Genomic DNA, 21,979 nt, shown 5'->3' with positions numbered 1-21,979 from the left:
TGGTTAAGTACTTTATGACTTCTAATCCATATTTTGTCAGTTATGTAGAAAGCATTCAAGAATCTTTAGCAGTTTTCTCGATGACTGATTCCGAAGCTGCTAATTATCTCCAATTGAGTGACTCCATTAATAATTATCGACCCAAGTTTTTAATTTTTGAAATTTTATTTAATTATAAATACCAGGAGAATGGGAAAACAGTTCTTCAAAGAAGATTTGACCCTCATGTTTCTGACCGATTGTTAAACAACTTTCAGGCAGAATCTTTATTAGATGATGTAAAAAAATTATATGCTAATGCAAAACATCGGGACTTAGATTGGCAATCTGTTAGGTGGGAAAGCCCAGAGGCTGATGAATTTGGCGTATCAGATTTGGCGGAAGATATGCGGCATTTAGATACAATTTTCTACAACAGAATACAAAAATTAGAGCCAGGTGAACTACCAACAAAAGATGACTTGGATAAAATAAAGCGTATAATTACAAAATTAATTAAAAGATATGAAATAGAATTTATTCCCACTAATTTTGGAGCCAGTGCTGTTATTTACGAAGCATGGAAACTAGGAAATCTTCGTCCTTTAGGCAATTACGAAGCAGATTCGCGTAAATTTCAGAAAATGATTGATGGGTTATTTATTTGCCAAAAGCAACCCAACACAACAGATATTTTATTATCAATGGCTGATAATTTAGGTCTAGCACATTTAACAGAAGTCGAAAAGAGTAAACTGAGAAATGGCAGGACTTGGACAAGAAAGTTATATGATCACCCATCTCAAGCCTGGTTTGCTTGTGTAGAAAAATCTTTAATTCATAAAATTACCTATACTACTGACTCTTCAGATACTTCAGACAATTATCTAATCCATTATCCATTAATAATTGATAATTACTGGTTTGCTGGCATGGCATATTTATTCGCCAAATGGGAAGATTCTTTTGGTGCAAGAGATTCACAAGTAGTAGATAAACCAGAAGTGTTTAAAAGGGAAAAATATTTTAAACTCTACAATGTTATTCAAACAGTCTCAGAGACTCTGAAATTCTCTCTTAAGTTCGATGCTTTATCCAAGCTAGAAGATAATTTAAACAATCATCTGGACTTTAAAGATTTATTTCTAGAAACAGTAAAAGATTATTTTGTTAATTTTAATGTTTCTAAAACCGGAGAAAGTCCTAATAAATCTTCAACTAATGAAATTTTAGTTTATTCTAACCACGGCGTTGATATTTATGGGCCTAAATGGTTAACAGAGCAGCATAAAAAATTAATTAATGCCGAATTAGATGGACAGAAAAAAATAGTCGGAATTGATATTCCTGGCTTATATGAAGAACTACTTTTACGAAAAAAGGAAGCAGAAAAAATTCAAATGCAGGGTAAGGAAGAACAATCTCGGCAAATAGCCCATCAAGCAGCAGGCTTAGTCGCGGAAGTTTGGGATGATCCTGTCAAAGAAATGCTTAAATCAAGGACAAAATCATCTCTTTGGCAATTAAAATCCTTAATAGATATTTGGGGTAATTTTGACCTCAAACCATCTAAAAATATATCGGAAGAGCCAGAACCTGATTTTCCTGAATGGGAAACTTTAACCAATAAACAAGTTTTCCAGGAATTGATTAATATCAGTTTGCGCCATGCTTTAAGACGTGCAACCTACATTAGGACGTTAGAAGAAACAACTGATATTCAAACTCAAAAAGCTGATACAAAAACAGTCGATAAAGCATTAGAAATCTCAAAAGCTGTAGAGCCAATATCTGCCTTTAGTAATGAGGTATTTGAAACTTCTTTAGCAGAAGCTATTGAATGGTTAGATAGAGATTGCCCAGAGTGGCTAAGATGGCGAGGATTCGCTATTTGTTTCCATCATTGTTTTTGGCAAGCCGCATATCATGCTTTTCGTGCTAAATGTTATGAACAGTCAGGACCATATCTACAGATACAAGTAAGTTATGAGCAAGTAATTATTAAAAATCGCAAAAAGTTCGACTACTTGCAAGTGGAAGATCCAAGAGACTTGACTTTTTTTGAATCTTTAAATAAGCGTATGCAAGGCATTTTTACTATACAAGTGCCAGAAGTAAAAGATGATTTTTGGTATACAATTATCAGGAAAAATTGACCTTTATGGAAAGACTAATCCAATATTTTAGTCAAGATGAAAGATGCTTGGGATATGTCTGGAAACAAGACCAAGGACAAAAAGTAATAATTGTTGTTGATGATTGCTTTAGATTGGTTGAATATGATAATCCTCCCAATGCACATGGCTATGGTCTAAAGGTAATTTTTGATAAGCTAAGTCGTCATCAAGATACACTTGCCATTGGTTTTTTTGACTTACCACAATCACCAGAAAATCCAGATATTGAATTAATTATTAATACTATCAAAACTTGGATTGGTGAACTGGAATTTACTAATTATAAGCTGTATCTACTAGTAGATTATTTTCATGGTCAGCAAACTATGGAAAGTAACGCACATGGTCTGAAATTTGTTGATTACTGGTATGAATATCAACCTTTAGCAGCCGAAAAAATTGCTTACTTAAGTATAGGTGGTGCAGACTTACCTAATCCTCATGCTTTAGAACGGTTTCAAAAAACATCAATTCATGATCATAAACAAGAATATAAGCTGCTACCTGAAGATTTTTTACGTTGGTTAGATATTGATGAACATCCTCTTTCTCGATTGTGGCGTTACTCTGATAGATGGTTTTTAAGTGATGATACAACAATCCTGATCAAGCATAACTTTGCGGAAGCTAGAAAATTTTTATTCGACTCAAAAGACGAGACTGCTGTTTATCAAGCTAATGAATACAAGAAGAAAATTGCCCATGCTTTGCAATTAGATATACCTAAAGCTTGGTGGGAAAATGAGGCATCTGCTAATCATATCCATGAGTCACTAAAATGTCTAGCTGGTGCCTTTTTTTGTGGTCAAACTGATAATGCTGCAAAACGGCATCTTTCTGTTGGTGCGGCTTATCTCATAGCATTGATGGCTCATCAAAAAATTTATGGCAATGCTGATGTTTTTCTAAATGATACTGAAGCTTGGATTAAATCTTCACAAGCGAGTAGTCCAGTTTTTCCTTTACAAGATCAAGTAACTGCCCGTAAATCAGCTATAGCTCTCTATGACTTTTTCATTTGTCTATTTACTCTACGCAGTGAAAAGATTTCTCAGGATAATTCATCAGAAAAGTCTTTAGTCCGGAGTATATTTTTTTATGAGGCAGGTAAAGTTCTCAAAATTCAACTTACATGGAATGCACAAAATCAATCATCAGATCGTCAAGAAAGTCTGGCTCAAATTATTAGTGCAATATTTAAGCAACCAACAATCAATATTTCTCCAGAGGCCAAAAACACTAGAAATACTATTTTGAATTTATGGGGTCAGATGGCAATTAGTGAGAGTGGATTTATGAGTCCAGGCACTATATACATGGAAGCAGACACACTAGTAATTGCTGCTACAAAATAAACTAAACCTAAAATCAATAAATAAATTATGAATAACCTACCATTAAATCAACCTTATCTAATTGCTTGTGTGATTTGCAGAGATACTAGAAATTATCTCTGGGCAAAAGCTTTATTAAATCATTTTGCTGAAGTATATATTATTGCATCTAACAGTGATTACAGAAAATTCCACAATGGTGATACAGAAGGAGTCATTATTCCAGAAAGCAAATTACCTACATTTGTGGATGCTATATTTTTTCATTCTAGCGATGAACTGCTTTGGCGTAGTTGTAATGTGAATTCTCAACATATTTTTGAATTTAATACTCCTGGTACTCCTGAAGTTAAAGAAGGTATTCTGCCGATATTACGTCCAACAGCACCTGATTTTTTAATTCAACTAAAAGATATTGAAGAGATAGCTGATTATGTAACTGGAAAATCTTTAAAGTTACCTCTTATCTGTTGTAAAACTTTAGAATTGCTGCCAGCTCTGTCATTGCTTTCTCAGACTTATCTAGCAGTATATTCTCAGCAAGAAAAAGTATGGCATCCATCATGGTGGCTTAACGGTTTGGGTATTTCAGAGTATAGCCAAAAACAAGCCGATTACCTGATGAGTTTATTAGATAGTGAGTGGCAGATAACCAGGAGAAACAATAGTGATAAACAAAATGTTGCAACTTTAATCCATCAAATTGCTTCATCTACAACTTCCGAAAAGCGAATCACTTTAAATATGGTAGTAGAGGCAGCTCAAGCCCTTAACACTCAACTGTGTTTACAACCTATTGATTCATTTTTGAGTAAAATAAAATCTCAATTTAGTTCAATTCTGGCTTTTAAGGGCAGTTTGACAAGTGTTGCTACAGCTACTATTATCTCTACATTGATTAATATTCCTACGTTATTTTTTGATGAAAATGAACATTTATATAACTGGAAGACTTTTAAAAAATCCGTCATTATCATGACAGAAAGTCAGTTAGCATACCTACCAATGCTGAGGCTGGAAAACTTTAGCGGTGCTGTTTTAGTTTTGACTTCTACGCCATTTTCACTCTTAAAACAGCAGTATCGAGTTCTGCGTTTTGGTTATGGTTCTCATGATTCTTTGGGCAATTATTGGTTACTTCCTGATTTGCTCAATAAGATAGCAGAGTTAGTACCACTAGAGCCAGAGAACTTTAAACTATTGCATAAAGAATTACAGGCTATGCAGAAAATAAGGAATAATCAAATAACATCATGTATTGAAAACATTCAATATCTCAAAGATTTGCGTTATCAAGATAATCAGAAAATAAAAGAGATAGAAAAAGCTGTTGAACAATGGCGCTCAGATGCTCGCGTAGCTTGTCATACAGTTGTGAAGATTGGTGATGAAAGTCAACAATTGCAACAGCACTTTCAAACAGCGCTAAATAATATTAGTATTCAGGATAACGAACAAAGATATCAGGCAATATCTAGATTAGAAGAAGCATTTAATCATTTAAAAGACCTGTTGCAATCTACAGGTGAAAAATTTATTTCTTCATATTAAAAAGGTGAGAGTGTGGTTGATTTCAGTATTTTAGTGCTGGATGATGATGAACTTTGGCTAGCACGACATGAACGACGATTAAAACAAGCTGGTTTTATTTGTTACTCTACTCAAGATGCCAAAGAAGCTATCAAAATAGCCAAGACCAACCCATCTGTTAAGTTTGCACTAATTGATGAAATTCTTTATGTCACGCCCACTCCTGTAGCTGAAAAGCAACGAGAACTCCAGCGATGGCAGGGAATGGGCGTGATCCGAGAAATTTGCGCCCAACGCGATGATATGCAAATTATTGTAGTTACAGCAGCACCCGTTTTTCTGAGTGATGGTGATAACCAACTATTTAGACGGGAAACAGCAAAATTGCGGAGACAAAAAGGAGTAATTGATGTTATTCACAAATCAGATATAGATGAAGATCCTGATAGTTCTTATGACTGGCTTATAGACTTACTTCAACAGCCTGATTTTTCTGTTAAAGCTTCTGTAGTCACACCAAAGGTTTTGATTGGTTTGGGTTTCACAAGCGAAGAACATCAGGCTATGGCTGAACAGATGAATATGCCTAGAAAACAATATTTGCCCATAGCTCCTTTATTAAAGAAAGGTAGACAGAAAATACTAGATAGTTTTTGGGATAAAGCAAAGGAAAAATCTGTATTATTAGAAATGCCTGGGTCTAAAAAATTTGACCCTTTATTAGGAATAAAAGCAGATTCAAGTGCTTTTCAAATATTAGCTTTTTTGGCAAATAAAACTGAACAACAGGCTCAGGTAATTATTCGTGAGCAGGATTATCATCGTTCACCACGTAAATCAAAAACGCAAGTAGATGATATTCCGGAAAATGATGCTTTAGCTGTTCGTGATTATGCTTATGGTTACGAGACAGATCATGGCTTGGGGTTGCGCTCTGGAGTTCAAATTGAGGGAGGAAGCAGCCAAAATTCTCCTCTGAAAGTAGCGATACATAGATTAAGTAAGCAACTAAGTGAATTCAATGTTGGGCCTGCTCGCAAGTTATTTATCTATGAACCAGAGAATAAAGGCTACCATCCTTGTTTTGAATTAGGTATTGTTCTCTACACAATTAAAAACAGGTAAGGGGGTAAATGAGCAAAAGAGCGAAAATTATGTGCTGTTAAACCCTTTTTACTCACTGAACCAGAATCAAAATGGATATTGATTAATTTTTATCAATCATCCTTCTTCAACATTCCCGTCAACAATTCCGACATCTCCCACAGGTCTTTATTCCTGTTGTCATCATAAATCATCAGCGTTCGCGGGTCAGCATGACGGCTCAATTTCTGCACCTTTCTAATATTCCCATCAGTTGCATCAAGCGCCGCCGTAATTGCCGAATGTCTGACCCTGTGAGGTGACATCGGTTTCTTCACCCCTGCCTTCTTAAAAGCAGTAGCAACTATTTTATAGATAGCATCCGTAGTCAATCTATGCCCTTCATTATGAAAATCCAATGCCGTAAATATCGGTAAATTGCCATTCAAATCACCCCTAGCAATTAACCAATCTGCAAGAGCAGCCGCTACATCCTTGGACATATCCAAATATTCTTCATTCGTTCCCTTACCCTTCCCCAAAACCCTCAACTTGCGTCCATAAAAATCAAAGTCACCCACATTAAGATGGCATATCTCTTGGCGACGCAATGCTAAACCCCACAGCACCAAAAAAATCGCATAGTTGCGTTTACCAATCAAAGTTTCTCTATCAAACTGCTGAATCACGAGTGCTATCGCTTTGCTATCAACCCCCCGCGTATCCCGGTACGCCTTAACCTTCTCGCCGGAAACATCTTCCAGGGAATAGTTGCACACCCCCAACTTCCGCCCCATTTTCGCCAACGACTTAATCGCTGCCAACCGCCGATTGATTGTCGCCTCCCGCAACCCAGATTTAATCAACATCGCCTTGTACTTCAACACCACCATCACCGCCTGCTCTCGCTGCAAGTGCAGAAACTCCAGCACACTATCACCAGTCGGCGGCACAAGAGTCATCTTCAGAAAGAAATCCCTCAAATCCTTTTCATAAGCCCGTCGAGTATTGGGGTTACGCTTATCTGCCAACAGCTGCGCCAACACATCTGGGTCAGTGTCAAGCTGTGCGTCAAAATATCTGGCTAGAGGTGCATCTAAACACGCCTCCAACTCGACTTTTACTAGCTCACCAAAAATTGGCTCGTTAGGCATAAATGCTCACTAATTCGTTATCGATAATGCGCCTTTCCAATAACGTTCATCATTACATACAATGTTCTTGCTCTACTGTTTACACAAGATATAGCAATAGCCACTTGTTGCGGAAGTTACTAAGTATCATTAGCACTGTGGTAGTCTGTAAAATTGCTGCTTTGATATCGAAATTGATATCAATTTTGGTAGCACAAGAATACTGGGGACTCTGCCCCAAAGTGATGCCTGCGGTTCAAATAGCCAACACCCAAAAACTGCTGCCGTCTATGGTAAGTAGGCTAATATTACCTACTCGTACTTTTTTCAACGGAGTGTCTGGTTGTTTTCGTTTTACTCTGTTGAAAATTGTTCGAGCCACGGATTTAAGGCGTTTGTTCTATGAAAGTCTTAACCCTCATCAGCAGATTGCAAGACAATTGCATACAACTTTTGGCTAACCCGAAAGTCAGCAGTAGTAATTAACTGATCAATCAATGGTTTAATAGCTGGAATTAGCCCTTGTTTTTTGGCTTGTAGCAAGACTCCCAACAGACCCGTTACATTTAGTCCATAACTTGTAGCGACTCCTCGTCCTCGGCGTTCATCCATTAATAGCAAGTCAGCTTTCAGTTCTAAAGATAAAATAATTGCTTCGGCTTCTCCTAAGTCAATATTGTTCTGATTTTCCTGAATTTCTGTAACTTGTTGAGAATTAACAACAGTTATCGTCTGAATCCAAGATAGCTGTTGTACTTCTACTGCCCCAGGGACAACTTTATCTACACCTACCATCTCGTTATAAACGGCTTGGGGAATGATAAGGCGACTATACAACTGACGCAGTAAATCTAACTGACCAATCGCTGCCAAGTTTGTGATCGGTGATGTGTCGCTAACTATAATCACAACAAGCCCATTGATTGCAGTGTCCGCACATCGGATTGGAAGTCTTCTACATCATAGTTGATGTGTAAACCGCGTTTAGCCAGTTCATGCTGGAATTCAAGTACTGTGATTCCTGTCCAGGCTCGGACTTTGCCACTGCTAATTTTACCTTGCTCATAAAGCAAGATGCCAATTTCTAATTTCAGTTCATCCTCAGTCATGTTTGATGCTCGGAGGATGTCATCGGGAATTATGACGCTCATAAGGGAAAACTCCAATTCATAGTTTATTCTAATTCTTCTGTCGTGCTGGGCAAGAAATGTCCATAAAACCTTTATAGTATTAGACCTTTATAATTTAAAGTAATTATACCTTAATGAGCTTATAGGTTTAGTAATCGTTTGAGGTCTTCAGCATTCTTGATTTGGCTCCAGTCAACCTCACAAGAAAGCAATAGTTCTATGGCAACTCCGATTAGGTGCTGAGGGTAAACCCGCTCACCAGGGGGAACTGCTTCTGTGTTGTTGTCCCGCACTGTTCGGGCTGTATCCGTTAACCAGTCATGCTGTGTGCGAGTAATTTTAATATTGATCGTCACGGGCTTTTCTGATATTACTGCTGAAGAAGTTGGTGATGCAGTAGGCGCTTCTAATGCTGACTTTGGGGCTGGTGATGTTATAGGCATTTTCTCAACTACTGGGGAAGTTGGTTCTACTTCGGTGGTCTGAGAGGTAATCTCTGGCTCTGTTTGGCTCTTAATTCCAGAAAACTGGCTTAATTTCATGCCAGACATTTTCTTTTTGGTCATTTCATCCCCCAATGTTTAATGCACTCTTTAGCCAAAGATTGGTAAGCTCTAGCACCACTGGACTTGGGGGCGTAAGTGCTAACTGGTTGTTGCGCTGCGATGGATTCAGCAACAGCTATGTTATCAGGGATAGTTGTGTGTAAGAGTCGATAACCTAACTCCACTGCTGCCTCAATTAGCAAATCGTCAGCCTCTTTAGTCAGAACTAACCGGGGCTTATACCGAGTTCTGACAACATCAATGGGAATATCTGCCCTTTCCCCTCGAATTAGTTCTACAGCTTCCGAAAGTCCTTTTAGGGAAGCAGGTTCGTTCATTGTGGGAATAAGAATGCGCGAACTGCTAAGGATGGCTTGCACTGATGCTACCGACAGTCCAGGGGGACAGTCCATTAAGACTACATCAAACCCAGAAAGTCGTGACAGTGCTGGAACAAACAAGTTATCCTCCGATGTCAGGCGAAACATACCTATATCACCTGGAATCAGACAAAGGTGTTTTACTTGGGTCTGTTTGGGTGCGATCACTTCTTTACTGGTTAGCCAGTCAAGGGTTGTTGGCTCAGTACCATCCATGCCTAGACCGAACGAGAGAGTACGCTGTCCATCTAAATCAATCAGCAGGGTTTGGCGTTTGGGAGATGCTAGAAATGCCCCTAAGTTCAGGGCAGTAGAGCTTTTACCTGTCCCACCTTTAAAGTTGAATACACTGATGACAATCATTTGTTAAAAAACTAAAGCGTTAATCAGTGTATATGATAAAGGTCTAATACTTTTATATCTATACATTTAGACACATCGCCTGAGTTTTCAATGATCATATAGGGGTGATCGCCTCTGGTTAACTAATACCATAAAGGTCTAATACTTTTATACATTATTCCTTTAAGCTTGTGCCTAACTCAATTTTTAAGTTTACGTAAATATACTAAGAAGATCCTACTTTTCCCGACCTTTTTCCGACCGTAAAACTTTATACTTGGCATTAAAGTATTTAGAAGACCAGTTATAGCGAATAAATCTGCGTCAACCCTCCTCCCTTGTCCTATCTGTAAAGACTACTCAAAAGATGAAAAATGCACACGTCCCCGGAAAAAATTTAATTGTAAAGTCTTCTTTAATTCTTGACCCGACACAGTTAACTTCCGTAGAACAAGCTTTATTTTTAGCACAGGAAAACTTACAAACTTTTACCAGTGAGCCTGATTTTAGTCAAAAGATGGCGATCGCTTTTGGCGAGGGTGCTAATGTTGACTCATTGAGAACGGCGTGGTCAGCAAATGATTTCAGTGATTTTCCTAAGATAGAAATTCGAGATGCAGCAGATATCAATGGGGCTAATGGAGCTTTTGCGGCGGCTACGAATAAGATTTATCTATCCCAGGAATTTATCATAAATCATCAGGAAGATGTAGATGCGATCGCTCGTGTATTGCTGGAAGAATTTGGTCACTTTGTTGACTCGCAACTTAATGAGGTGGATTCCCCTGGTGATGAAGGAGCAATTTTCTCATCGTTAGTAAAAGGTGATTTTATAGATGAAAAAAAATTACATCAACTAAAAATAGAAGATGATACAGCTCAAATAATTTTAGATGGTCATATCATAGAAATTGAGCAGGATAACTTTTCAATTGGTACACAATACGGCGGTAATATTTTTATAGTTACTAATGAATACTGGGATCAATTCTCAGTCTTTAAGATAGAAGATGGATATGCACAGATAGACGATTTAGAATTTACTGTGGTAGGAACGGCTTATTCCAGAATTGGCGGTGTAACCGCACCATTATTTAGTGGCAAGTTCAGTTTTTATAGTGAGGATATAAGAAATTCTGTTAGTGACCAAGTAGAGACAGGTTCATTTTCTGATAATGCCATAAACTCAGCACAAGAGTTTAAATTAGTTGGATTAGACGTTAATTTCAGTAAACTTGCTCTGAAAACTGATCAAATTCAACTTCAAGGTGAAGTTTTATTACCTTATGAACTTAGCGGTTCTTTAGAAAAATTCCCGATAACTTTTGTTGACCTCATCATCAGTCAGACGGACGTCAGCTTAACTGGTGAAAATCTTAAACTTCCTGAAAACCGTACACTTATTCCAGGAAAATTATTGGAAATTAAAATAGAAAATGCTAATTTAGCTTTAGACCTTAAAAAAAATGAAGGTACAATTCAAGGTAGATTTACCGTTCCTACTCTTGATAATGCTACCTTAAACCTCACAGGCAATAACTATATTGCATTCAAAGAAGGAACAGACGGTTTAAATCTAGCGATGATTGCCGAAATCTCTGTTGCTCCAATTCCTATTTTCGGAACAGAGTGGGGACTTCAAAATATTACTGTCAATGTTGACAAACAATTTGGTGCAACTGGCACGGTTAAGGCAAAAGCTGAACTTAAAATACCAGAGCAAAAAATCAACTTCGACTTAGTGTTTCAAGATGGTAAGCTTGCGCCTTCAGAAATTCAACTTCCAAGTGTTAAATTTGGATATGAAAATCTTTTCGACTTTGACGCTTCTAATTTAAAGCTTCGATGGGATCAAGACTCTTTCATAATTCAGGGAAATGCTACAGGAAATAGTCCTTTTCTAAACAATGCTACGTTTAATGCTGACTTCAATGGTAGCAAATATATTAAAGTTAGTAATAGCGGTATAGATGCTGTTGGAACTTTATCACTCGCCAACATAGCATTTTTAGGAAATTGGGGATTAAATCAAGCATTAGTTAATATTGATACTATTAACGATAAGATTATAGGAACTGCTGATATCCAATTACCTTGGGGATTAATTCGTGGTTTACAAGGAACGCTTGACTTTCAAAAAGGACGAAATGGTTGGCAGTTGAATTCGGCTGAAATAGAATCATCTGGCAATCTGCCTCTTCCAATTATACCACTAATATCTCTCCAAAAAATCAAAGGTAAGGTTATTAATTTAAGTCAAGAAGCTCAAAGTCGTATTACTTTTAATGGCGGCGTCACATTTGCTGCTAAACCTCTTGGATTATCAAGCATAAGTACAATTTTACCTGATTGGGTTGGTCGCCAATTTGTTAGCGATTCGGTTGGTATATTCACACTTGATGGCTCTATAAATCAAGATAGGCTCCTCATGAATGGTAACGTCAATCTTATTGGCGGATTACTCTCAGGTAGTATCCCTAATTTAAATATTGATTGGCATAATCTATCCTTAGCTTCTCAAATTAATGCAGAAGTCCTCAATGGTTTAATTAAGTTGAATGCTGGTTTTGTGGGTAATTCCAACTTGGATTTCACTATATTTGGTGAAGGTAAAGTCACAATTCCTAATATTGATATTTATGTAACAATGGGTATCAATGGGATAGAAATTTTATCTGCTGGTGCTGGTGTAAAGTTTATCAATAATAATGATTTATCTGATGATAGTGTTGCTGGGTGGGGTAGCATCTTCCCCTCAATAAAAGTAGGCTATCAAGTTTCCTTGGATGGGAAAACCGACATTATTGGAGCCGAAGAAATTGAATCTTATAAGCAAAAAACGCTTCCAGCAGAAGGCTCTATTTCTCTTGACAGAACTTTCAAGAATAATCAAGTTTCTTTACTGAATGACTTTGCCCTCTCGCAAGTCTTAGCATCAGCCTTACCAACTACTTACAGCTATCTGCAACAATTTTCAACATCACCAGAATTCAGCACTACAATGAATCTGGCATTTGGCAATAGTTGGAATACAACAACAGGCAATCAAATAGCTCAAGCTTGGGCTTTAGGCAACTTTGACACCATCCCAGCTATTAAAATACTCCCTGCTGCTAACATTGGGGATGCAAATGCTGCTTTTGCTGATAGTACTAACACCATCTATTTGGCTAAAGAATACCTTACTTATCATGCCTCAGATTTAAACAGCATTACTGATGTTCTGCTAGAGGAAATTGGTCACTGGGTAGATGCTCAAGTCAACTTAATCGATGCACCTGGAGACGAGGGAGCTATATTTTCTAGTTTGGTGCGGCATCAAACTTTAAATGAACAGCAGCTAGCACAACTCAAAGTTGAAGATGATACTTTAACCATTACTTTAGATGCTACAGATACGCAACTTAATCTCAACTTTTCTCAAGAAGATTCCTTTTCTATTGCATTAGATACCCCTTGGCTGCTATTAGCTGTTAATTGGAAAAATGAAGCCAGTAGTGCCCCCGTTGAAATACAAGCTCCTAATGGCAAAATTTACACAGAGTCTGATCTAGTTGATAATCAAACAATTGTCCTAGTTAATGAATTGGGTAGTTTGACTCGTAAGGTTGTTCGGATTGACAAACCAGAAGCAGGCATTTGGAAAATTAAGCTTCCTGACGCTTCTAGTTTAGGCAAAGTTGAGTTTTCAGCTTTGGGTGGACTGGAAGCCCCGCAGATGGCAATTAGCGAGTTAAAGCAAGAGCTAAATAGCTCCAATGTCATCATTAACTACGAAATCTCTAACATAGATTCCAATGCCCAAATTACTTTCTACTACGACACTGACAATCAAGGATTCGACGGCATTCGGATTGGAGAAGTAAATCCCCAGACTGAAGGCTCTGGCAAGTACGTTTGGAATACAGAAGGTATAGACCTTAGCCAGTATTATGTCTACGCCTTAGTTTTTGATGATAATCGCATCCCTACTTCTGCCTACTCCCTAAAAAGTGTCAACCTAAAAAATCCACCAGTTAACAACGCACCAATTCTGATAAATGCGATCGCCAACCAAACAGCCACAGAAGACACAACCTTCAGCTTCACTTTCGATGCCAACACCTTCAATGATGTAGACGCGGGTGATAGTCTTAACTATAAGGCAACGTTAGGTAACGGCAATCCTTTACCAACTTGGCTCAACTTCAATGCAGCTACACGGACATTCAGTGGCACACCAACCAACGGCGATGTTGGCACTCTCAGCCTGAAATTAACAACAACAGATATTGCAGGCGCGAGTAGTGAAGATATCTTTGACTTGCAAATAATTAACGTCAACGATGCACCGATTGCTGCTGACGACACCGCTAGCACTAACCAAAACACCCCACTCACGCTTTCAATTACAAACCTGCTAGCCAATGACAGCGATATTGACGGTAACTCCCTGAGAATCACTGCGGTTAGCAATGCCACCAATGGTAGCGTTGTATTTAATACACAACAAGGCAATGTTGTTTTTACCCCTGTTCTTGATTTCAGTGGAGCAGCAAGCTTCAATTACACAGTCAGCGATGGTAATGGTGGCACGAGTACGGCCACAGTAGCAGTTACTGTTAATCCGTCCAGTCAGCCGAATGAAATTACTGGTACACCAGGGCGTGATACGTTAACTGGCACTTCTAAAAGCGATCGCATCACTGGTTTCCAAGGTGCAGATACACTCACAGGGGGTGGCGGTAATGACCAATTTGTCTATACTAACATCCGTGATCGCGGTGACACGATTACAGATTTCGAGGTTGGCAAAGATAATATTGTCTTCACTGAACTGCTTGACAGCCTAGTTACAGGAGGCTACAAGGGCACTAACGCCATAGCTGATGGCTATGTGAAAGTTGTTCAGGGTAATAGTGCCAGCAATTTCAGCGTGCAAATTGATGCTGATGGCCCCACAGGCAACGACATTTTCAGACCTTTTATCACCGTAAATTTGGCAGGTACTGGCACTTTTAATAACGCCAGCAACTTTGTGTTTTAGCGCTTGACCTTAGCCCTTCTACGAAAAAATGGGAGGGCAACGATCAAGCCAGTACTTAGTTCAGTCTTCCAAATTAGTATCTATTGAGATATCTACTAACAAAGCGTTTTCATAAATTTGTAGGAGTTTTATATGTTGATTGCAACTTTTATCAAACGAAGAATGAAAAAGGCAATGGTTTTTAGCTTCTTGGGCTTGAGCAGTTTCACCATTGCCTCCCCTTCTTTTGCTGCCAGCCTTGATTTGAGCAGTTGGGACAAATCAGGTGATGTTTTTGCAGTTCCAAGTCAAGCGACCCTAACAAATGCCTTCTCAGATGGCAGTGATGACGCTGACAATTACAATGTCTCCAGCAATGACCCAACTTATATTAACTCCCTAGAAACTTTTTTAGGTCTTAACTCAGGAGACCTTGGTCTTGATGCTACCGAAGGTTCTGCTATCAAGAAAGCTTTAAATGTTCTGGCTGGGGATGTTATCAATTTCGACTATTCCTTTTTAACCTATGACACTTTCTCCAGCGATCGCGCCTTTGTAACCATTAGCAACTCAGTTATCCCTCTAACCGGAACTTCTCCTTTTAGCTACACATTCGCAACATCTGGCATCTACAATATTGGCATCGGTGTTATCGATGTGGATGATACTTTTGGCTCATCAATATTGTCATTAACAAATGCTTCTGTGACAAATGCTAATCCTCAACCAGTCCCCGAACCTTTAACTACCCTTGGTTCTATTTTGGCTGGGGGGTTTGGAGCTATGTTAAAAAGAAAACATCTAAAAAAAGTTCAGTCAAATTAGGCATCACCGTGCCAAAACGGGAAAATTGTACGCTAAGGCTGAAAAGCTTGCCTAGCAAGCATCTTAGCCACTGATTTTTTCCCCTTCACCCGAAGAGCGGCTGTTTACCTTCAATTGATTGGTGCAGAGTACTAGCAATACTCTGCACCATCAAAAAGACTAATTCGAGCCAAAAGTGATAAATGCAGGTATGCCATTTGCTCAAAACAACTAATTTTTATAGCGTTGAGGTTAGCATCAGTTCCAAGCGAGTACAATTTTCCCGTTTTGGCACAGTGATGCCAGATATCGTTACGATAGCGAAACTTGCAGGTCATGCGTCGCCAAGTACGACAAGTAAGTATGATAGGCGTGGAGAAACGGCGAAGAAACGGGCGATTGATTTACTGAATGTGCCTTACAAGAGACGTTAAATACCACGGTTGTGTTGCAAAAACTAGGTTATTAATGTTAAGCAATATTTCGCCAATGGCTCATTTCACCCCAGCAACAAGAAGTCTTAGATTTTATTGAATTTCTGCGAAATAGCAATTTATTAATCAAATTTATCCTCTTTTAAGGGGTGAAAATCCTAATGGTATTTATTTTTAAATAATGCCAATTATAATAGCCATTATTGTCTATTTTATCTAGATTTATGATGTTTCTAACATCATAAATAAGTTTGCTTAAAGTGAATTTTAAAGATATTTTAAATAAAAATAAAGTTAAATAAGTATAAAGTTTAGAAAGCAATAAAATATTTTTTTATAAACTATAAATTAGATTCTTGATCAATGGGTAGTGTAGTACAGTCGTCGAGGTAAAAGGTAAGACATACACCGCCAAGTTGCACATGAAATCTAACTAGTGGTCTGTCCCATTAATTTTGCTGGGCTACTAGAACCCCGACTTTTTGAAGAAGTCGGGGTTATAAACACCACTAACCTCTCAAAACTTTTGGGACAGAACACTAGTAGTCTATCAAGTTTATTTTGACAGGTTTGTAGTTAGCATTTGAGCGCTAGCTACAAACAATGCCTACCCTCAAATTGTTGTTGACGAACTAGCAGCAAAATTCCTGAGATTACGAAGAAAAAACTATGAATCTTTCCAGATTTACTGCGGCTGTGATAACTAGCTCTTTACTAGCAACTGGTTTTGTTACGGGTAATATATAAAAATCTCAGGCTTGTGATGGTTTCTGGGATTGTGCTTCTGAGGGGTTCCACAAGCTTGATCCAACTGATCCTAGTACGGTGCCAGGCAAGATTTTTGACAACCCGCTTCATGGAAAGTATCGCATCCAAATTAGAAACGCTTGTTCTGACACGATTTCGGCTGAAGTAACATGGGTTCCAGATAACGTGAACTACATCACTTCCAATGAGTCTACTAGCCATGAAGGACAGTGGTTTACTAAAACTCTCTCTATTCCTTCAGGAAGTATCCGAGAATGTCGGGCAGAGCAGTAATAGTGAATTTCAGTATCGAGCTTGGAGTAGTTCTGGTCTTACTTGGAACCTCGATACAACAAACAGATCGGGGGAATGCCGATTACGGTGGGGCTAAGCTAATATCTCTTACTTGTTAGTAAGAGTATTTATAACATTTTCGCCAATAGCGTTAATTAATACAAAAAAACTATATAGGAGAACAACATGAAAGATCATAAATATTTAGTCAGTTTTGCAGTAGCTAGCTTGGTTGGCATTACGTTCGCTATTTCTACGAGTAAGACTTTGGCACAGCAGACTCTTCAGCCTAGCCAAACAGTCTCTGGAATCATTAGTGAGGCTACTTCTCATCTTTTTGTCTTTGATGGCGAACAGTATTTAGGGGAAGAATATAACTTTGAAGGGCGAGCAGGAGAAAAAATTAGGATTGCTGTTGAGAAAGAAGTAGGTTCTAATCTTTTACCTATTATTGTACTGATTAAACCTAGTGGTTCAGTTGGAGTAATAAATAACAACGAAATGGAACTGGATCTTACTGGAACCTGGAAAGTTCGGGTTTTATCTTCACAAAAAACTCAAGGGCGTTATCAAGTTTCGCTAGTTAAAAGAGTTGATCAAGGTCAAGTTTTAAATGAGTTTTTAAGAACCCAACAAGAGGCAGAAGCAAGACGAACACGGGAAGCACAAGAGGCAGAAGCAAGACGAATACGAGAAGCACAGGAGGCGGCACGAGTGAAACTTCAAGAAGAGAACTTAATCCCGCCGAGTTGGGGACTGACTCGTGTAACCTGTAGCGGCGCAGGATTAGTAGAAATTTTTATTAATAGTAAGCAAGCCTGTGCTATTCCGACAGCCAATCTTTCGGCAGGACGGTATGGATACGATCCAGTTAAAGATGAACTGGTTCCCCTGAGTGTGCCAAATACCGTGAATCCAAATCCCTCTAACCAAGAGGGCTCAGGATTTTAGAAAGTGTTTGTGAGTTAGGTAATTTAGTTTTTGAGGAAATTGTTATGTACCACCAAATACAGGTTTTAGTTAGTACTTTCGTCTTCTCTGGATTGATAGCAACAAGTGTTGGAGCAGCGAATTCTGCTCCCCAAACAGGCAGACTTGCTGGAATCCCGTCTATCAGGGGGAACTCTAACAGTATAGAAAAACCTAGTCGTACTCCAACCAGTACAGTTTTTCGCTGTGTTTCTCAAGGTAGTGGTTATGCCACTGTTGCTCAGAGAGGTACAAAACAAGCTACTCTTATTGCCTGGAACACGACCTACTTCGGTCCTGAGTACACTCCTGAACAACGTTGTCAAATGGTTTCTAGCAAAGTAACACAGGCTGTAGCTACCAACGGCGGCAGTTTAGCAAACTTAATGTTAACTAATGGTCCAGTCAATGGTCAGATGGTGATTTGCTACCTCAATGGTGGAGCCACTTCCTGTAATTCAGCAAATATGCTCTTTACTCTCAAACTAGAAAATGCCAAAAGGGCTGCGGATATCTTGCAAACCCTCAAAACCTTTGGTCAGTTTGGTACGGGTACAATTTATGAATCTGCCGGGGATCAAGTGTACGTCAGTATAGAGGAATGGGCTAATCATAATTTAGGATCTGAGGTTGAAGCCGTTCCCCAAGAAAATAACAGTCCTAGCCTCCAGCCTGAAACTGTTCCAGGCCCTGCTTTTTAGGTGGGTTACTTTGATTAGGAAATTTTTGGTCAGTTTTGTCAGTGTAACAGTTTTATTAGAGTGGTCTTGCTTACCTGTAGCTCAGTCGTTAGTTAACTTCAGTTATCGTTGTGTCTACTCCAGCAACTTTCTTGTGCAAGCATTTCCAGTTCACCAACAGTTAGATTTATCTGTACTAAAAACAGCTAAACAAATCACTGTGAGAATTTTTACAAATCCAGGAGCAGGGTCTGGTGTGATTGTAGGCCGTAGGGGTAAAATCTACACCGTGCTGACCAATCGTCATGTAGTTGCTGATAGTGTAAACCATAACTACAGGGTTCTGACCATAGATGGTCTGATGCACCCCGCCGAGTGGCTACACTCAGTGGAATTTAAAGATACAGATTTGGCACTTGTGCGATTTACCAGTAAAAAGGCTTACGTTGTTGCTGCTATAAATGATTCAACTCGGCTTTCCCCAGGCGATCCAATTTATGCTGCGGGGTTTTATAACTGGCATTATCTCAATGCTAATGCCATTGAAAGTACGAGTTACTGGGGTTTACGAGCCTTTCGATTCACAACTGGAAAAATGGAAATGCTCTTGGCGCGACCACTATCCCAAGGCTACGGACTGGGCTACACAAACGAAGTTGAAAATGGCATGAGTGGTGGACCTGTTCTGAATCGGGATGGTCAGTTGGTTGGGATTAATGGACGGCTGAAGTATCCCTTTCAAGGCATTCGTGCATTTACCTTTATTGATGGCACGATTCCCTCTCCAGAACTATTCCAGCAAATGGAATCCCTCAGCTGGGCTATTCCAAGCGCAACTTTTCAACAAATGATTGAGTAAGGGAACCAGAATGTTTGTGTCTAAAAACCTATCTACTTGCTTTTTTGGGACAGCTACAGCTTTAGTTATAACAATTCCGATCCAGAATGCTTTGGCTTTGAATCCCCAAGAGCTTGATGCTTTTGCTTCTCAAACGACAGTTTTAATTGCCCCTAATTTAAAAAAAGGGGATGTTGAAGCCCAACACGAGTTTAACCCAGGCTCAGGGGTAATCGTCGCTCACAGCAGTACTACCTACTATGTCTTAACGAATCTGCATGTGGTTGAACAGGATGATTTATATGGAGTTCGCACCGCTGATGGTGATGTGCATATAGTTAACCCAGTTGATAACCCCTCTGCTATTTTCCGATTTGGTACTTTTCAAGGTAGTTTGGCATCCTCATACCGGCCGATTAATGGCTTTGATTTAGCAGTTGTCAAATTCGAGAGCGATCGCAATTATCCTGTTGTCCCAATCACTAATCAAGAACCTCATCAAGGAGAAACTGTCTTCGTATCAGGTTGGCCTAACCCTGAAAACCAAAGTGCCAGACGGCAACGTGTTTCTTCACAGGGACTTGTTAGTGCAGTTGTTGGTACTCCCTTTCCTGATGGTGGGTACAGCATCCTTTATAACAACTCAACTCAACGGGGTATGAGTGGTGGTCCAATATTCAACATTGATGGCGAAGTTGTTGGGATACACGGACGGGGACGTAGCCAAGGGGATGTATACTGCATTGATCCTCAGATAAGTATTGATAACAGTTGCGGAATTCAAGCAATTAACTTTGTTACTCAGGCTCAACTTGCTAATCTAAATTTGGCTTTTAACTACTCTCCACCGAATCATTCAGCTATTGCAGTTGGAATAGTAACTAAAAGCACAGCCGATATGATTGACGACATTTACGGGCTTTTTACTGATCTAGATAAACTGAAAAGTCATGTAACCAATCTGGAAGAGAGATTACAAATTCTTGAAGAAAAACGACATTAGCGTGGTATCACCTTTGTATAGCAATGGAGAAATTTTGGTCGCGAAGGAAACCGATGATGCTGAAAGCTAGACATAAAAAGCACTTCAACAATCAGTATCAATTCAGGCTACTCTGATATTTGAAAGGGTTAATTGAGGTTGAGCCGAGATCCGCACTCAAACGGAAATAGTGCCTCATAACCCTTGCTCAGTCTAGGTTTTAGCGATTATAGGCATCACTGTGCCAAAACGGGAAAATTGTACTCGCTTGGAACTGATGCTAACCTCAACGCTATAAAAATTAGTTGTTTTGAGCAAATGGCATACCTGCATTTATCACTTTTGGCTCGAATTAGTCTTGTAGTTTTATCTATAAGACACGCCTATTAACTTGCGCCAGCTTCAGCCGCCGCTACATCTGGTTTAGGCTCTTTCGCCTTCTTTTCAAAGATTTGAACCCCAGCATCAACTACCTCAAACCCGTTTTCTGTGCGCTGTCCAAGCTTTCCCGATACAGCCCCAGCCCAGTCTGCAAATTCCGAGGCGCTAGTCTCAGCCTTCCGCCAGCTTTTGGCGTTAACTTGAGCGGTGAAGACTATACCATTCTGATCGGTCAACTCGATTGCAACTTTTTTATTCGCTGCTGGTGTAGCTGTTGGTAGTTCGCCACTAAATTTTATTGTCACTTCGCTTTTGACTTCCATAGCTTACCCCTGGCTCATCATCAATTTCATTTTTCCCGCTCTTGATTTTATCTTGGATTAGGTTGACCACAAGATGCGCGATCGCTTGACTATCGTAGCTGTTCACAAACAAATTGAACGTTGAGCATTCGACTTGAAACAGAACCAAGACTCAACATTAAATCTACAAAAATTTACCCCGTTTTTGACCCCTTGTTACGAATTATTCCTAAAAGGCTAAAACGCCTATACCGTAATGCCTTCAGCCTTTGTAAATAAATCTTGTGAAAGATTACAATTGTGCTTTTATTTTGCTGTTTTGTGCATGACACCGAAAATCGCCCAAATTCCCGATTTTCACCAATTCTCACCAATTAAACTCAATATATCCCAATCCTACAGAACGCAAATTCAAATTCATCGCTGATTTTTTTACCTCTTCAACATCTTCCAGTCACCAAATTCTCATTAGCTCAATAATTCCCAATAAATCCCAAAAGTCACCCGATTTATCCCCATATTTACCTACTAATTTTAAACACGCTTGTTTAGTGCATAAGCCTTGGAATCCATCTTTTTCTGACGCACAGTACGCCATATTTGGCGGAAAGTTTTTGAGGATCAAAATTGAAAAGCAGAAGCCGAAGCAACAGCCATCAAAAAAGACTACGGAATAACTACACAATCACGACAAAAGCCATCGATGAGTTCACCCCTCTGAAAAATGCGGCGATTCTTATGCTAGTTCTTCACCATTGAAGCGGATGCTGTTGGCGAAGTTAAAAAACGTTCCGCTCGTGTTTGGGTAAGTCAATTCAGCCCCCTTAAACTAATTCGCTGCTTTTCGCAATTACGATGAGCTTTTTCTCAACTACTACTCGACACCAAACAGCTTGTTGATCTGTTTCAT

The 21,979-nt window shown here is 39.1% G+C and carries 18 protein-coding genes and 1 pseudogene; 12 read left to right on the top strand and 7 right to left on the bottom strand.

The genetic code is table 11. The annotated features are described in order from the left end of the window. The first annotated feature begins 14 nt into the window (after nt 1-14). Genes HWQ39_RS00940 through HWQ39_RS00925 form a run of 4 tightly spaced genes read left to right on the top strand, consistent with a single transcriptional unit; the run spans nt 15 to nt 6,145 of the window. Nucleotides 15-2,135: a hypothetical protein gene (locus HWQ39_RS00940; RefSeq protein WP_292840260.1), complete on the top strand. Its 2,121-nt coding sequence runs from the start codon at nt 15-17 to the stop codon at nt 2,133-2,135. Nucleotides 2,136-2,140: 5 nt separating this feature from the next. Beyond that, nucleotides 2,141-3,511, top strand: coding sequence for a hypothetical protein (locus HWQ39_RS00935; RefSeq protein WP_292840258.1), 1,371 nt, complete (start codon nt 2,141-2,143; stop codon nt 3,509-3,511). Between the two features lie 27 nt (nt 3,512-3,538). Continuing rightward, nucleotides 3,539-5,041 carry a hypothetical protein gene (locus tag HWQ39_RS00930; protein ID WP_292840256.1) on the top strand — a complete coding sequence of 501 codons (1,503 nt, stop codon included), beginning with the start codon at nt 3,539-3,541 and terminating at the stop codon, nt 5,039-5,041. A gap of 12 nt (nt 5,042-5,053) precedes the next feature. Further along, nucleotides 5,054-6,145 carry a hypothetical protein gene (locus HWQ39_RS00925; protein WP_292840254.1) on the top strand — a complete coding sequence of 364 codons (1,092 nt, stop codon included), beginning with the start codon at nt 5,054-5,056 and terminating at the stop codon, nt 6,143-6,145. A 92-nt stretch (nt 6,146-6,237) separates the two neighbouring features. On the opposite strand, the gene HWQ39_RS00920 is transcribed toward HWQ39_RS00925, so the two are convergent. The 5 genes from HWQ39_RS00920 to HWQ39_RS00900 form a co-directional block, all read right to left on the bottom strand. Then, nucleotides 6,238-7,257, bottom strand: a complete 1,020-nt coding sequence (locus HWQ39_RS00920) for a tyrosine-type recombinase/integrase (RefSeq protein ID WP_292840252.1) — start codon at nt 7,255-7,257, stop codon at nt 6,238-6,240. A 390-nt stretch (nt 7,258-7,647) separates the two neighbouring features. After that, nucleotides 7,648-8,145 (bottom strand): DUF3368 domain-containing protein, encoded by a 498-nt coding sequence (locus tag HWQ39_RS00915; RefSeq protein ID WP_292840250.1) that lies wholly within the window; start codon nt 8,143-8,145, stop codon nt 7,648-7,650. Next, nucleotides 8,142-8,387 (bottom strand): UPF0175 family protein, encoded by a 246-nt coding sequence (locus HWQ39_RS00910; RefSeq protein ID WP_292840248.1) that lies wholly within the window; start codon nt 8,385-8,387, stop codon nt 8,142-8,144. Before HWQ39_RS00910 ends, HWQ39_RS00915 begins: the two co-directional genes overlap by 4 nt. A 119-nt stretch (nt 8,388-8,506) precedes the next feature. Then, a complete protein-coding gene (locus HWQ39_RS00905; protein WP_292840246.1) occupies nt 8,507-8,932 on the bottom strand; it encodes a hypothetical protein in 426 nt (141 codons plus the stop codon). Next, nucleotides 8,929-9,654, bottom strand: a complete 726-nt coding sequence (locus HWQ39_RS00900) for a ParA family protein (protein ID WP_292840244.1) — start codon at nt 9,652-9,654, stop codon at nt 8,929-8,931. The genes HWQ39_RS00905 and HWQ39_RS00900 overlap by 4 nt, the downstream gene beginning before the upstream one ends. Nucleotides 9,655-10,000: 346 nt before the next feature. On the opposite strand from HWQ39_RS00900, the gene HWQ39_RS00895 reads away from it, so the two are divergent. Both HWQ39_RS00895 and HWQ39_RS00890 read left to right on the top strand, forming a co-directional pair. After that, the gene (locus tag HWQ39_RS00895; protein ID WP_292840242.1) at nt 10,001-14,659 is read left to right on the top strand and encodes a cadherin-like domain-containing protein; all 4,659 of its coding nucleotides are present in this window, start codon (nt 10,001-10,003) and stop codon (nt 14,657-14,659) included. Nucleotides 14,660-14,791: 132 nt separating this feature from the next. Further along, a complete protein-coding gene (locus HWQ39_RS00890; RefSeq protein ID WP_292840240.1) occupies nt 14,792-15,463 on the top strand; it encodes a PEP-CTERM sorting domain-containing protein in 672 nt (223 codons plus the stop codon). Between the two features lie 131 nt (nt 15,464-15,594). Here HWQ39_RS00890 and HWQ39_RS00885 read toward each other — a convergent pair whose 3' ends face one another. Further along, the gene (locus HWQ39_RS00885; RefSeq protein ID WP_292840274.1) at nt 15,595-15,780 is read right to left on the bottom strand and encodes a hypothetical protein; all 186 of its coding nucleotides are present in this window, start codon (nt 15,778-15,780) and stop codon (nt 15,595-15,597) included. Here HWQ39_RS00885 and HWQ39_RS00880 point away from each other — a divergent pair. From HWQ39_RS00880 to HWQ39_RS00855, 6 genes and pseudogenes are all read left to right on the top strand, one after another. Further along, a pseudogene (locus tag HWQ39_RS00880) lies at nt 15,748-15,876 on the top strand (integrase); the annotation flags it as partial. The gene HWQ39_RS00885 and the pseudogene HWQ39_RS00880 sit on opposite strands and share 33 nt — an antisense overlap. Before the next feature lie 825 nt (nt 15,877-16,701). Continuing rightward, nucleotides 16,702-16,917, top strand: a complete 216-nt coding sequence (locus HWQ39_RS00875; RefSeq protein ID WP_292840238.1) for a hypothetical protein — start codon at nt 16,702-16,704, stop codon at nt 16,915-16,917. Between the two features lie 186 nt (nt 16,918-17,103). Beyond that, a complete protein-coding gene (locus HWQ39_RS00870; protein ID WP_292840236.1) occupies nt 17,104-17,868 on the top strand; it encodes a hypothetical protein in 765 nt (254 codons plus the stop codon). A 44-nt stretch (nt 17,869-17,912) separates the two neighbouring features. Beyond that, complete coding sequence (locus HWQ39_RS00865; RefSeq protein ID WP_292840234.1) at nt 17,913-18,587, top strand: COP23 domain-containing protein; 675 nt, start codon at nt 17,913-17,915, stop codon at nt 18,585-18,587. 25 nt (nt 18,588-18,612) lie between these two features. Further along, on the top strand, nt 18,613-19,425 hold the full coding sequence (locus HWQ39_RS00860; protein WP_292840232.1) for a serine protease: 813 nt from the start codon (nt 18,613-18,615) through the stop codon (nt 19,423-19,425). Nucleotides 19,426-19,435: 10 nt separating this feature from the next. After that, nucleotides 19,436-20,407 carry a serine protease gene (locus tag HWQ39_RS00855; RefSeq protein ID WP_292840230.1) on the top strand — a complete coding sequence of 324 codons (972 nt, stop codon included), beginning with the start codon at nt 19,436-19,438 and terminating at the stop codon, nt 20,405-20,407. Between the two features lie 365 nt (nt 20,408-20,772). Here HWQ39_RS00855 and HWQ39_RS00850 read toward each other — a convergent pair whose 3' ends face one another. Next, complete coding sequence (locus HWQ39_RS00850) at nt 20,773-21,090, bottom strand: hypothetical protein (RefSeq protein ID WP_292840228.1); 318 nt, start codon at nt 21,088-21,090, stop codon at nt 20,773-20,775. Nucleotides 21,091-21,979 lie beyond the last annotated feature (889 nt).

This window comes from Nostoc sp. NMS8, assembly GCF_017115045.1.
Lineage (GTDB): Bacteria > Cyanobacteriota > Cyanobacteriia > Cyanobacteriales > Nostocaceae > Nostoc.
This window is presented reverse-complemented; position numbering and strand designations above follow the sequence as displayed.